The organism is Latilactobacillus sp. VITA-14, from assembly GCF_046580785.1.
GTDB lineage: Bacteria > Bacillota > Bacilli > Lactobacillales > Lactobacillaceae > Latilactobacillus > Latilactobacillus curvatus.
In genome coordinates, this window is the sequence record NZ_JBJKTM010000032.1 from 1 (window position 1) to 13,043 (window position 13,043).

The window sequence follows — 13,043 nt, forward strand, 5'->3', positions numbered from 1 at the left end:
GACAATTCATGAAGCAATCGCCGGAATTGATAACTATATTCGTTGGTATAACAGTGATCGTATTTCACTTGTAGCGTAGCTACAGGCTATTAAATTCAATAATGTTGGGGCTTATTTAATATACTCTAAAGCGTTTTTAAAATCTGAACGGGACTAAAACTTCGGCCTCCGAAAATTAAATTAAGTAATTTAAATTGAAAGTCAAATTTGTTCGTACTTTTATGTCCGGATTCTTGACATAGGAGCCATAAGTCTCTGCAAGTGTGAGACGAGATTAGCAGCAATTATACAGCCACGGTGGTCGTTTATACTTGATACAAGCACAGGCTGAATCGGTTGAGGATGCTCAAACAAAAGTTTATCAAGAACTTGAAAAAATGGATCAAACAAATATTTTTTATCGACGAGATATTGGTAAGAACTCCATTTAGTTCAAAAAGGTAGAAGTAAGATTTCGTTTGAAATATTACTTCTACCTTTTTATTTGGATCGACATCTTAGAACTTTGAGTTTTTGAAAAATTTATAGACATAGATATTTAGAGTATTTTTTATTAGTCATTGAAACTATTGAAAATAGCGTTGCATAGAACAGGAAAGAAAGTTATGATTTAAGAAATTGGTAATCTTATTGGACCAGTTAATAAAAATAAGTGGTTTTCTAATTTTAAAATGTTGATCTAACAGTCTTTTCTTAGTGTACTCCCCATGTATATGGGGATGATTCCCGATAAACGTTATCCGTCGAATTAGTCACGTCAGTACTCCCCATGTATATGGGGATGATTCTGTTAAGTAAGATGTCGCTAGGGACATACTGCAGTACTCCCCATGTATATGGGGATGATTCTGTGGGAAACGTTGCGTATTATAAAAAATCTTGGTACTTCCCATGTATATGGGGATGATTCTAATTAAATGCTGCCCGTAAAGAATATGCAAGGGTACTCCCCATGTATATGGGGATGATTCCTAACAACGGGGATTCGGTATGGATGCCAGTTCGTACTCCCCATGTATATGGGGATGATTCTGGTTTTAAATCAATCGCAGCAATCTGATAACCGTACTCCCCATGTATATGGGGATGATTCTAGGGTACACAAAGAGCGTGCGCTAATGCGTACGTACTCCCCATGTATATGGGGATGATTCTAATATAAAACCATTGTCGAGCAAGCCCGACCGGTACTCCCCATGTATATGGGGATGATTCTATCGTGGTCATCTCGTGTATCACTCCTTCGTGGTACTCCCCATGTATATGGGGATGATTCTAAAGTCTCGCATTAAAGCATCAATACCGGCGTGTACTCCCCATGTATATGGGGATGATTCTCATGCTAGAACACTTGTCGAAAGGGGGCAATTGTACTCCCCATGTATATGGGGATGATTCCTCCCACAGAGAAGGGGTCTAAATTAATCGGCTGTACTCCCCATGTATATGGGGATGATTCTAATCTCGGTTGGTGTCACTTCGTAATGTGCCGGTACTCCCCATGTATATGGGGATGATTCTGTAAGTGAAGTGGTATAATTGAGTAAAATAGTGTACTCCCCATGTATATGGGGATGATTCTATTCATCGCAAAAATTCAATAATGCTTTTAAGGTGTTCCCCATATACATGGGATGGTTTTAATTAGGGCCAAGTGCTCTTTTTTATCATAATTTTTTCAGAAGTGAAATTGTACCGTAAATAGATTTAGTCATGAGCTAATTTGTAATGAGGTTAGATATTAGAAAGTAAATTTTCATTTCTTACAAGTCTAACTATATTAATAGTGGCATAATAAAGATAACGATTACATTGCCGTTTGCGTAGATAAATTTGAAAGATAATCTCTCTAAAAAGGGGAAATATTAAATGTCAGTAAAATTAACGAGTAGAGAAACTAGTTTATGGGCAAAAAAACATGTAGATGATGGGGAAATGTTGTGGCTTCCATTAGTTGCCCACTTAGTAGATTGCAGTCATGTGATGAATTGGCTTTTTTATCATTGGTTAAATGCCGGTCAAAGAGAATTGTTAACTCAGTCGGTTTCTGAAGAAGACATGCAAAAGCTAATTAAATTTTTGGGATTCTTTCATGATATTGGGAAAGCCACACCAGCTTTTCAAACAAAAAAATCTTACGATAATAATGCCTCGCTTGATGAAGAGTTGATTGAACGCTTGAATCGAAATGGTTTTTCTGAATTACGAGTATCTGGATTATCATCTCCACAAAAATCACCTCATGCATTAGCTGGAGAAGCAATCTTAGAAAGTGATGCATTTAATATTCCTGCTTCCGTAGGGGCTATCATTGGAGGTCATCATGGTAAACCGGCTGAAAAACATAATCTCAGAATTCAATTGGAAAATTATACTGCCAACTACGATCAAGTTGATGGGCATGTTAAAGATCCTATTGAGGAAGAACGTCGACAGGAAGAAAAACAAGCTTGGCAAGATACTCGACAACGGTTATTTGATTATGGAATGAATTTAGCTGGATATACTGAGGCTGGTGAAATTCCAGAGGTTGGACAACCACAGGCAGTTATCTTAGAAGGACTTCTGATTATGGCAGATTGGCTATCTTCAAGTGAGTGGTTGAATGAAGATCGATCTAAACCTCTGTTTCCACTAATTGGGCTTGATCAAGGTTATCAAGACATAGATATGACAAGTCGATTTGAGAATGCCATTTTAACGTGGAAGCAATCAGACAAATGGGTTCCACAAAAGGTGATACTGAATGATAATACTAATCCATATTTTAATCATTGGGGATATACTCCACGCCCGGTTCAATTAGCTATGACTCAAGCAATTCAGGCTACAACTGATCCCGGACTTGTAATTGTTGAAGCGGGTATGGGCCTTGGAAAAACAGAAATATCTTTAATTGCAGCGGAACAACTTGCGTATAAAACTGGCAGAAATGGATTTTTTATGGGGTTGCCAACGCAAGCAACAACCAATGCTATGTTTACGCGAGTGCTTGAGTGGACAAAATTTTTGGCTGATGATGAAGGAAAAAAATTACAAATTGATTTGATGCAGAGTAAACGACAATATAATTCAGAATTCACTAATTTGCCAGAGGCTAGCAATATTTATGAGCAGAGTGAAAATGGCAAGCAACATCAAACTGGATCAGTGGTTGTTAACAGTTGGTTTACAGGTAAAAAATCAATTCTGACAGATTTTACAGTAGGAACTATTGATAATCTATTACGTATGGGACTAAAAAAGAAGCATCTTTTTTTACGTCATCTTGGATTCAGTGGAAAAGTTGTCGTTATTGATGAGGTACATGCGTATGATACATATATGTCTAGTTATCTCTTTAAAGCTATGAACTGGTTAGGAGCTTATCATGTGCCGGTAATTATTCTCTCTGCAACTTTGCCAGTTGAAAAACGAAATCAGCTGGTTAAAGCGTACTTAAAAGGAAAATATGGTTTAAACTATCAGAATCGATTAATTGTTAAAGATGGATGGAAGACAACGCAAGCTTATCCGTTACTGACAATTTTGGACGGACCTGAATTAAAACAACTAACTAAATTTGATCAGAAGAATCAAAAATCTACTCATTTGCATGTACAACGTTTAAACGTGAATGATGAAGAATTGGTTCAAGCAGTTACAGATAAAATAAAACAGGGCGGAGTAGCTGGTATTATTGTCAATACTGTTAAAAGAGCACAAGTTCTTGCCAAAGCATTTCAGCAGAATCAAACTATGGGCGATACTCCCTTGATGGTATTGCACTCCGCATTCTTAGCACCTGAAAGGTCTAAGCAAGAGGAAAAATTGCAAAGACTTATTGGTAAAGACGGTCATCGCCCACACAAAATGATTGTGATTGGAACTCAAGTATTGGAACAGTCGCTTGATATTGATTTTGATGTTTTATATACGGATATTGCTCCCATTGATTTGATTTTACAACGTGCTGGTCGTTTACATCGGCATGATATTCAAAGACCTGAAACTTTGAATATTCCAGAATTATTTGTTATGGGAATTCAAGCCCCATATGAATATGGCGATGCTAATGAAGCTATTTATGAAAAGTATCTTTTGATGAAGACTGACTATTTTTTGCAAGATACGGTAACTCTACCGAACGATATTTCCAAGTTAGTACAGGAAGTATACGATCTAAAAACGGATGATTTAATTCCAGAAATCGGAGAATCGAGAATTAAGTTAGATAAAGATCAAGCACAAGAAAAACAGCGTTCAAATGTTTTCCAAATTGCGGCACCAAAATTTAGACTTAAATCGACTATTCATGGTTGGTTAGATTATGATTTCCGTAATTTAAATAAAGATGAACAAAGTGCTAATGCGGCGGTAAGAGATATTCAAGAAACGGTTGAGGTTATCTTGATTCAATGTACAGCAAAAGGACAATATTTAGTGGATGGACGGTCATTAAGAGACGTTTCAGATCGTGAAATATCTGAACAAGTAATTCGTCTACCAATGGCCATTACGCCTAATGCTGCCGTGATTACTAAAGTTATAAATGATCTAGAAGATAAAACTGCAGAATACTTTGATAAATGGCAAGAGAGCCCATGGTTAAGTGGGGCCTTGGCATTGCCGTTGGATGATAATTTATCAGCAACTCTTGGCAACTGGCGATTAATGTATTCAGAAGATTTAGGATTAAATTATACAAAGGAGGATGAGTAAATATGATGAGTCAGAGCTTTAATTTGACAACAGATCCTTGGATTAAAGTGATACAGACTGATACAGGACGGGAGAAGTCTGTATCACTGATTGAATTTTTTAGTCATGCACAAGACTATCGTCAATTGGCCGGAGAAATGCGCTCACAGGATTTAGCAATTATGCGTTTTTTGTTAGCAATTTTGACTACAGTATATTCGCGTTATAATGCTGGCAATATGCCATATTCTTGGATTACCGTGGATTCTGACACAATGCAAGCAACAGATGTTGATGATGATACAGATGCTGAGGATATTAATGAAGATTTACTCGATACGTGGAACAAACTCTATCGAGCAGGAAAATTTTCTAAAATTGTGACAGATTATTTGAAGTGTTACGATAATCGCTTTGATATGTTTGGTGATCATCCCTTTTATCAAGTGACGACCGCTGAATATGACGCTCTAGTTCCTAGTAATAAACGAGTCGAAAAAGGAAAAGGTCAGGTACTAGTTAAACAACTTAATCGACGTATTTCGGAAAGTGGGAATACGCCATCAATTTTTGCTCCAAAAACGGGCGAACGGAAGAATTCAATTGATATTGATGAACTTGTGCGTTGGTTGATTACTTATCAAAACTTTACAGGTGTAACTGACAAAACCAAAATTGAGACGAAAGAAAAGTTTTCCAATTCTGCGGGTTGGTTGTATCGGATCAATCCAGTTTATGCCCAAGGACAGACTGTATTTGAAACTCTAATGTTGAATCTGAAATTAGGTGGTGAACAAGTAGACCCGTTAGCCTTACAAAAGCCAGTTTGGGAGTATGAGATTCAAGATTACATTGCTGTTCGTAAACAACAGGTGGTACCGGATAATCTAGCAGAGCTTTATACAACTTGGTCACGAATTCTTCATATTGAATGGCAAGATAATAAGCATCCATTAATTTTTAGTGCAGGGATTCCAATTTTTGAAGCTACGGGTGCTTTTATTGAGCCAATGACAACGTGGAGAGTAGACAAAAAAACAGGGGAATATCGTCCTGCTGTTAAGAGTCTTCGCTCGTTGAGTATTTCTATGTGGAGAAACTTTGGTAATTACGTTGATGTTCACAGCAATTCAGGACAATTGGAACCTGGAATTGTTAGTTGGTTGCATGATATAAAAGATCAAGATACATCAGTCATTGCAGATGATCAATTGTTAACATTAGCTTCAACAACTCTGATCAGCGATGGTAATGCGACCTCACAGGCTCCAGCGGTTGAAGTAGCCGATGATATACGATTACAATCAGACGTGTTGTTTGATCCTGAAATTGCGGAATATTGGCCTGTACGAATTGAAGATGCTATAGATACAACTCAAATGATTGGAACAGATTTTTACCATTTTGCTTCAACAATTGGTCAAATACGTAATGTGGATGCGCGTTCATTTGCCAGCAATTTAAGTGCCAGTTTTTATCAGAAATTGAATGCTCCATTTAAAGAATGGCTATCCCAATTGACTGGTGATGATGACAGAGAACAAAAAATTGAACAATGGAAAGAGCAATTAGAAGATATTTTAAATGACACAGTTCGTGATGTCATGAAGTCTAGTTCTCCTAGGGACGTCAGTGGTATTGAGGATGATAAAGGCCGTTTGTTGAATATTTTTACCGCTCGAAGAAGACTAAATTATAATGTTCGCATACATTTAGGGCCTCAGGATAAGGAGTGATATATCGTTATGGGAAAAATAGAAAAGGTTACCGATAGAATAATTCGGAGTCTTTGGAGAGATGGAAAACCAGACAAAGCTGTTTTATCAAATGTTCGAGGTGCTGCTACGCTGTTAAGTCGGCAAGCACAGTCTGTTTGGCCAGTGATGATGGCTAATCTGGATGAAAAGATGTTAAGTCGCGATGGTCGTCCCACTTATGCGGAAACGGCAGTATATGCAGCCATTCGTTTTTATGCGATTCATCAACAAGGACAAACACAATTTGTTTACAGTTCAGTTCACGGGGATGATGAGAATAAAGGAGTGAGTTTATTTAAAGCGCTTGCTCAGTTAAGAAATCAACCAGATCGTCAAGAAGCTCTGGATCGTCGAGTGAAAGCACTCTTGGCAACAAGCAATGTGGCTAGTATGATTCAGTCTTTATCTCATTTGGTTAGTATTTTAAAAGCCACTAATCCAACAATTAGAATTGATTATGCCTTATTAGCACAAGATTTATATGATGCACAATTTGGTGTTGATGTTGCGAACCAAGTTCATTTGCGCTGGGGGCAGCAGTACTATTGGAGCACGAAAAATCAGAAAACAACTGAAGGGGAGAAAAACTAATGACCAATAATTTATATTTAGACATAAATATCATTCAAACTGTTCCATCATCTAATTTAAATCGAGATGATACAGGAGCACCTAAGACCGCTTTGTATGGTGGTGTTACGAGAGCTCGAGTTTCTTCACAAAGTTGGAAACACGTCGTACGCCATGCATTTAAGGAAGATCATGTGACATTTAGTTCACGAACAAAAGAGTCTGTTCAATTATTGGCTAATGAGTTACGTAAGCAAGATGGCTCTCTTGATGAAGAAGCTGCTTTAACCAAAGCTAATGAAGCTTTTAAATCAGCTGGCATCAAGGTTGACAAAAATAATGAGACGGGTGCTTTACTTTTAATTAGTAATGGTCAAATTAAAAAATTGGCTCAGTACATACTCAATAATGATGAACTCGATAAAAAAGAAATTAAAAAAGTTCTTAAGGGGGACCAATCCCTCGATTTAGCTTTATTTGGTCGAATGGTAGCTGATAATCCTGAATTAAATGTTGATGCCGCCTCACAAGTTGCTCATGCAATTTCAACTCATGAAGTGATTCCTGAATATGATTACTTTACTGCCTTAGATGATGAACAAGGTGAAGATACTAGTGGAGCCGCTATGTTAGGAACTATTGAGTTTAATTCGGCCACACTATATCGGTATGCTAACGTGAATGTCAATGAATTAGTACATAATCTGAATAAAGAAGATGCCATCGCTGGTATATCTGCTTTTATCAAAGATTTTGCCCTATCAATGCCAACTGGAAAACAGAATACTTTTGCAAACAAAACGCTTCCAAACTATGTCATGGTTACGATTCGACAAGATACACCTGTCAATTTAGTTTCGGCATTCGAAAAACCAGTTGTATCTAACGATGGTTATGTTGAAAAATCTGTTGAACGACTAGAGAACGAGTATAAGCAGACACTGGATTTTGTAGATCAACCGTTATTGACGGTAGCTTTGAGTAAATACAGTACAGAAGCTAGCAAGACAGCAACAAACTTGTCTGATCTCTTGGAACAGGTTACGACGGAGTTGACGAAGGTGGTTGAGGATGAAAATACTAACGATTAGATTGACGTCGCCTTTACAATCCTATGGTGATGAGGCTACGTTTGAACGGCGGACAACCGGAGATTATCCTTCAAAAAGTTCAATTATTGGAATGATTGCAGCGGCTTTGGGTTATTCAAGAGAGGATCCACGAATCTCGCAATTGAATGATTTGAATTTTGCTGTACGAATTGACCAAGCTGGACAAATGTTAACTGATTTTCATACTGTTGAATGGAAAAAGAATGTTCGCAAAATTACTTATCGCGATTACATACAAGATGCAGTATTTGTAGTTGCCGTGGGAAGTAATGATGATCAACAAATTACAAAAATTCACAATGCACTGCGTCATCCGCATTATCAGTTGTTCTTGGGGCGTCGAGCTAATGTTCCAGCAGGAGTTCTTCTAATGGAAGAACTTGACGATAAAAACCCTGTAACAGTTCTGGAAAATTTAGGTTGGCAAGTTTCACCTTGGTCTCAAAAAGTTTATCGAAAACAAAATCCTGGTAAAATGTTTCCCAAAGTTGATATATATGCAGATGCAAATTTACTTAACGATCATCATAGTGTAATGGTTAAAGATCGAGTGGGTTCATTTGATCAAAGAAATCGATACTTTGGTTATCGAGCAATGTCAACAGAACGAGTTCAACTGACATATTCTTGTATAGCAGTTGATGAATCAACAGAACATGATGCATTAAGTGCACTTTAGAAAGGGGGGTAGTCTATGTATTATTTATCAAGAGTTGAAGTTGATGTTCAAAATCGTGCAAAAATCAAAGATCTTACTCATTTAGGTGCATATCATAACTGGGTTGAGCAGAGCTTTCCAAAGGAAATAGCGACCGGAGAACGTCATAGACATTTGTGGCGTTTGGATACATTAGCGGGGAAAAAGTATTTATTGATCATGAGTGAATCCATACCTGATTCTGAGTTTTTATTGAAATATGGTGTTACAGGAACTATTGTGACTAAATCATACGATGGATTCTTAGACAAAATTCATGATGGTCAGATTATGCGTTTCCGATTGACGGCTAATCCCACACATACGATTACACGTCCTGGAAAAAAACGTGGGAAAGTTTTCCCTCATGTTACAGTTACTCAACAGGAAAAATGGTTGGTAGATCGATCAGATAAGTCTGGATTTGAATTGGTCAAACAAGTTGGTGTTAATGACTTAAATGAAACGCAGACGCTCGCTTTTAAAATTGTCGAACGTGATTGGCCAATGTTACACCGTAATCCAGGACGAGCCGTTCGTCTCAGTCGAGTAACGTTTGAAGGTCTGTTACGCGTTGAAAATGCAGAGACTTTTAAACAGACTTTAGTAAAGGGAATTGGACGTGAGAAAGCTTTTGGTATGGGAATGATGACTGTTATTCCGGAGGCTTAATATGTCAGAAAGAAAAATGGGTGCTAATAAGCCAGAAATTTCTGAACTTGGTCGTGTACAAGATCGTATGACCTTTTTATATTTAGAACATGCTGATGTTAATAGGCAGGATAGTGCTATTCAAGTGACGGATCAACGTGGAATTGTATGTATTCCAGCTGCTATGGTGAGTGTCTTATTGTTGGGCCCTGGGGTTAATGTAACTCATAGAGCTATGGAATTAATTGGAGATTCAGCTATGGCTGTAGTCTGGGTTGGTGAGCAAGGAGTACGTGCATATGCTCATGGTCGCGCTTTGAACCACTCATCACGTTTATTACAAGCACAAGCAAAATTAGTTTCGAATCAACGTACTAGAGTTGCTGTTGCGCGTAAGATGTATCAGATGCGCTTTCCTGATCAAGATGTTTCGGGGTTGTCTATGCAAGAACTTCGTGGCAAAGAAGGTGCTAGAGTTCGAAGTGTTTATCACAAAGAATCAAGAAAAACAAATGTACCCTGGAATCGTCGTGAGTATAATCCAGATAATTTTGAGTCGGGTACACCAATTAATCAAGCTTTGACTGCAGCACATCAAGCACTTTACGGATTGAGTTATAGTGTAATTGTGGCGTTAGGGGCATCACCAGGCTTGGGATTTGTACATACAGGTCACGATTTATCTTTTGTTTACGATTTTGCAGATTTGTATAAAGCAAAAATCTCTATTCCTGTTGCATTCGAAATGACTGCAAAATATAGTCAAGACGAAGATCTAGCAGCTAGAACACGATTAGCTATGCGAGATGCCTTTCGAGACGGTAAACTATTGTCTCAGATGGTGACTGATTTGAAAAATCTATTAAACATAGATGATTGTCAAGATGGCGCAGATTTATTTCAACTTTGGGATGATAAACTTGGTATGCAGAAAATGGGAGTTCAGTATCATGATGTAACGGCAGGTGATGACGAATGATTGTTGTTACTTTATCTAAAGTTCCGCCTTCACTTCGTGGTGACTTGACTAAATGGTATCAGGAGATTCAAACAGGTGTGTATGTAGGTAATGTCAGTGCACGAGTCCGTGACCTACTCTGGGAACGTATTTTGAAAAATATTGGGACTGGTGAAGCAACAATGGCGTATAATGCTGCCACTGAATTAGGCTATCAGTTTCGGACAACACGTAAGGATCGACAAGTGGTCGATTATGATGGTATACCCTTAATGATGCATTTAAAGCAACAAGAGGTGCCAGTTAAACATGGATTCAGTAGTGCGGCCAAATTCCATAAAGGGATGACAATGTCACATCGACGTATGACTAAATATCGAAAAGATGTAAAGCCTATATTATCAAAACCTTTGGTGGCACTTGATTTAGAAACAACTGGATTGGATAGTACTAAAGCAGAAATTATTTCAATTGGAGCAGCCAAGATAATGCCTGACGGACAATTACTGCAATTTGAAAAATTAATTCGAAGTGTGGATTCAGTACCATCCAAAATGACTGAACTTACCGGAATTACTTCAGAACAGTTGCAAAAACAGGGTGTTGAGCTTTCATTAGGATTAGAGGCATTGTCTGATTTTGTTAAGGATTCAGTCATCATCGGTTATAATCTTGAATTTGATGAAAGGTTTTTAACGGAAGCATTGCGGAAAGTTGGAAAAACCGAATTTACTAACTCTACCCACGATCTTATGCCAATAGTAAAAACAACTCAGGAGTTTTTAGATAACTATCGTTTAACGACTGTCTTGGAAGTATATCAGATAGAGAATTTAGATCCACATCATGCATTATCTGATGCTCAAGCTACGTTGTCTTTAGCAGAGAAGTTAATAAAAAACGGCAACCTTGTAATTTGAAAATGCCTATGTAAAGGCTTTTTTTAGTGTGCTCCCCATATACATGGGGATGATTCCGTCTGTGTTATCAGCATCAGTTTTATGACTGAGTGCTCCCCATATACATGGGGATGATTCTGAATTGTCATTTAAGTCACGCGCGTCTTGGCTGTGCTCCCCATATACATGGGGATGATTCCTTAGCGCGCGCAATCGTTGTAATGTCCTTCATGTGCTCCCCATATACATGGGGATGATTCCCAACGCTTGCTGCTCTTTGAGCGTCAACATGTGTGCTCCCCATATACATGGGGATGATTCTTGCTGGATCATATTAGGTGTTAAGCGAACGCTGTGCTCCCCATATACATGGGGATGATTCTGGTACAGACGGTGGAACTTGGATGAACTACATTGTTGGTACCACTGATACCACAAAGAGACATTATGTGGCAACCATCTCGCTGGATGGGTTTTCGCAGCAAGGTGTTTATATCCGCCTTGATAATATTCCTTCGATATCCACTATTACATTTTCAAATATGAAACTGCAATTAGGTTTAAATGTGGTGGTCTCCAATCTTTCTCAAGCCGTGGATGGTATGCGACTTGATATCTCTAAGAAAATTGAGCAGAAGGATCTCAACGGATATGCAACCCAAACGTGGACACTGGATCAGATTAAGTTAATTTCTGATTCAATTGCTTCGTTGAAAACAAAAATTGACAATCTTAGTCAATGAAAACAATAAGAAGTAACATCCACAGCTATAACTGATGGGTCAAACCATCACAGCAACAGACGATACAGGTAAGACAGTAAAACTAAAGATTACAGGAATCAGCTAAAAAGCTAGTTCCTTTTTTTTAGTACAAAAATTTAGGAGATGAAATATATATGTATGGAACACCAGTTTTACTACCACACGCAGGCTTTACCGATTGGCAGTTTGCTATCGAACATATGGGAAGCAACACTTTACTAGATACACTATTTATTTTAATTATTGCTGATGTGATTACAGGAATAGCAAAATCAATCATCACTCATAGTGTGGATAGTTCGATCGGCAAAAAAGGATTAGCAAGACACTTCACGATTATTCTGTTGGTCGCATTGCTTTATCCATGGTCAATAGCGATTAACTACCAATGGCTAGGTGACTCAGTTTTAAGTTTGTGGACATTCATGTATGCAACTTCGATTGTAGAAAATATCGGACAAATGGGATTGCCGCTACCGAAGTTTATTAAAGACAGGCTAAATAAATTTGGCCAAGACATGGAAGATTAAGAACCAAAACAAGAAAACGATAACGTAAGGGAGATAAATAAATGAATTTTAATATCGATAATTCTTACGAATTAGGAGCTAATGAAGGCTCATCTCAAGCAACAAACAATAAATACATTGTCCTACACGAAACAACAAATATCGGTGCCAAAGCTAATGCAAGCTACTTCAAAAATAATTGGGCAACAACTCAAACTTATGTCCAATACGTCATTGGAGATGGTGGAAAAATCTACCAGGTTGGTGCTGATGGCTATGAAGCGTGGGGTGCTGGTAGCTAGGCTCCTATGTCAAGAATCCGGACATAAAAGTACGAACAAATTTGACTTTCAATTTAAATTACTTAATTTAATTTTCGGAGGCCGAAGTTTTAGTCCCGTTCAGATTTTAAAAACGCTTTAGAGTATATTAAATAAGCCCCAACA

Annotated in this window: 12 protein-coding genes, 1 pseudogene and 2 CRISPR repeat arrays; all 13 genes and pseudogenes read left to right on the forward strand. The window is 37.9% G+C overall.

Features of this window, described 5'->3' with window-relative positions; genetic code table 11:
• On the forward strand, positions 1–79 hold a 79-nt coding region (locus tag ACF1X7_RS09625; RefSeq protein ID WP_411162720.1), incomplete at its 5' end, for an IS3 family transposase.
• Positions 80–293: 214 nt separating this feature from the next.
• Positions 294–431, forward strand: a pseudogene (locus tag ACF1X7_RS09630) (phosphoribosylglycinamide synthetase C domain-containing protein); the annotation flags it as partial.
• 267 nt (positions 432–698) lie between these two features.
• A CRISPR array of direct repeats spans positions 699–1,582; the repeat unit is 29 nt; unit sequence GTACTCCCCATGTATATGGGGATGATTCT.
• Between the two features lie 287 nt (positions 1,583–1,869).
• Complete coding sequence (gene cas3, locus ACF1X7_RS09635; protein ID WP_411162721.1) at positions 1,870–4,701, forward strand: CRISPR-associated helicase Cas3'; 2,832 nt, start codon at positions 1,870–1,872, stop codon at positions 4,699–4,701.
• Positions 4,702–4,703: 2 nt separating this feature from the next.
• The gene (locus ACF1X7_RS09640) at positions 4,704–6,416 is read left to right on the forward strand and encodes a type I-E CRISPR-associated protein Cse1/CasA (RefSeq protein WP_411162722.1); all 1,713 of its coding nucleotides are present in this window, start codon (positions 4,704–4,706) and stop codon (positions 6,414–6,416) included.
• Positions 6,417–6,425: 9 nt separating this feature from the next.
• Positions 6,426–7,028 carry a type I-E CRISPR-associated protein Cse2/CasB gene (gene casB / locus ACF1X7_RS09645; protein ID WP_004271053.1) on the forward strand — a complete coding sequence of 201 codons (603 nt, stop codon included), beginning with the start codon at positions 6,426–6,428 and terminating at the stop codon, positions 7,026–7,028.
• Positions 7,028–8,098: a type I-E CRISPR-associated protein Cas7/Cse4/CasC gene (cas7e, locus tag ACF1X7_RS09650; RefSeq protein ID WP_035186873.1), complete on the forward strand. Its 1,071-nt coding sequence runs from the start codon at positions 7,028–7,030 to the stop codon at positions 8,096–8,098. Before casB ends, cas7e begins: the two co-directional genes overlap by 1 nt.
• The gene (gene cas5e, locus ACF1X7_RS09655; RefSeq protein WP_004271058.1) at positions 8,079–8,798 is read left to right on the forward strand and encodes a type I-E CRISPR-associated protein Cas5/CasD; all 720 of its coding nucleotides are present in this window, start codon (positions 8,079–8,081) and stop codon (positions 8,796–8,798) included. The genes cas7e and cas5e overlap by 20 nt, the downstream gene beginning before the upstream one ends.
• Before the next feature lie 15 nt (positions 8,799–8,813).
• Complete coding sequence (gene cas6e, locus ACF1X7_RS09660; RefSeq protein WP_004271052.1) at positions 8,814–9,488, forward strand: type I-E CRISPR-associated protein Cas6/Cse3/CasE; 675 nt, start codon at positions 8,814–8,816, stop codon at positions 9,486–9,488.
• A 1-nt stretch (position 9,489) separates the two neighbouring features.
• Positions 9,490–10,446, forward strand: a complete 957-nt coding sequence (gene cas1e / locus ACF1X7_RS09665) for a type I-E CRISPR-associated endonuclease Cas1e (protein WP_004271059.1) — start codon at positions 9,490–9,492, stop codon at positions 10,444–10,446.
• Positions 10,443–11,345 carry a type I-E CRISPR-associated endoribonuclease Cas2e gene (gene cas2e, locus ACF1X7_RS09670; protein WP_411162723.1) on the forward strand — a complete coding sequence of 301 codons (903 nt, stop codon included), beginning with the start codon at positions 10,443–10,445 and terminating at the stop codon, positions 11,343–11,345. Before cas1e ends, cas2e begins: the two co-directional genes overlap by 4 nt.
• A gap of 28 nt (positions 11,346–11,373) precedes the next feature.
• A CRISPR array of direct repeats spans positions 11,374–11,706; the repeat unit is 28 nt; unit sequence GTGCTCCCCATATACATGGGGATGATTC.
• Between the two features lie 22 nt (positions 11,707–11,728).
• Positions 11,729–12,067 (forward strand): hypothetical protein, encoded by a 339-nt coding sequence (locus tag ACF1X7_RS09675; RefSeq protein WP_411162724.1) that lies wholly within the window; start codon positions 11,729–11,731, stop codon positions 12,065–12,067.
• A 155-nt stretch (positions 12,068–12,222) separates the two neighbouring features.
• Complete coding sequence (locus ACF1X7_RS09680) at positions 12,223–12,618, forward strand: phage holin family protein (RefSeq protein ID WP_221276697.1); 396 nt, start codon at positions 12,223–12,225, stop codon at positions 12,616–12,618.
• Positions 12,619–12,659: 41 nt separating this feature from the next.
• Positions 12,660–12,899 (forward strand): N-acetylmuramoyl-L-alanine amidase, encoded by a 240-nt coding sequence (locus ACF1X7_RS09685; RefSeq protein WP_221276696.1) that lies wholly within the window; start codon positions 12,660–12,662, stop codon positions 12,897–12,899.
• Positions 12,900–13,043 lie beyond the last annotated feature (144 nt).

Excerpts from the sequence above, each read along its gene's own strand:
- cas5e (WP_004271058.1), top strand. The coding sequence starts at position 8,079 with ATGAAAATACTAACGATTAGATTGACGTCGCCTTTACAATCCTATGGT.
- ACF1X7_RS09640 (WP_411162722.1), top strand. The coding sequence starts at position 4,704 with ATGATGAGTCAGAGCTTTAATTTGACAACAGATCCTTGGATTAAAGTG.
- cas1e (WP_004271059.1), top strand. The coding sequence starts at position 9,490 with ATGTCAGAAAGAAAAATGGGTGCTAATAAGCCAGAAATTTCTGAACTT.
- ACF1X7_RS09685 (WP_221276696.1), top strand. The coding sequence starts at position 12,660 with ATGAATTTTAATATCGATAATTCTTACGAATTAGGAGCTAATGAAGGC.
- ACF1X7_RS09675 (WP_411162724.1), top strand. The coding sequence starts at position 11,729 with ATGAACTACATTGTTGGTACCACTGATACCACAAAGAGACATTATGTG.
- casB (WP_004271053.1), top strand. The coding sequence starts at position 6,426 with ATGGGAAAAATAGAAAAGGTTACCGATAGAATAATTCGGAGTCTTTGG.
- cas3 (WP_411162721.1), top strand. The coding sequence starts at position 1,870 with ATGTCAGTAAAATTAACGAGTAGAGAAACTAGTTTATGGGCAAAAAAA.
- cas7e (WP_035186873.1), top strand. The coding sequence starts at position 7,028 with ATGACCAATAATTTATATTTAGACATAAATATCATTCAAACTGTTCCA.
- cas6e (WP_004271052.1), top strand. The coding sequence starts at position 8,814 with ATGTATTATTTATCAAGAGTTGAAGTTGATGTTCAAAATCGTGCAAAA.
- ACF1X7_RS09680 (WP_221276697.1), top strand. The coding sequence starts at position 12,223 with ATGTATGGAACACCAGTTTTACTACCACACGCAGGCTTTACCGATTGG.
- cas2e (WP_411162723.1), top strand. The coding sequence starts at position 10,443 with ATGATTGTTGTTACTTTATCTAAAGTTCCGCCTTCACTTCGTGGTGAC.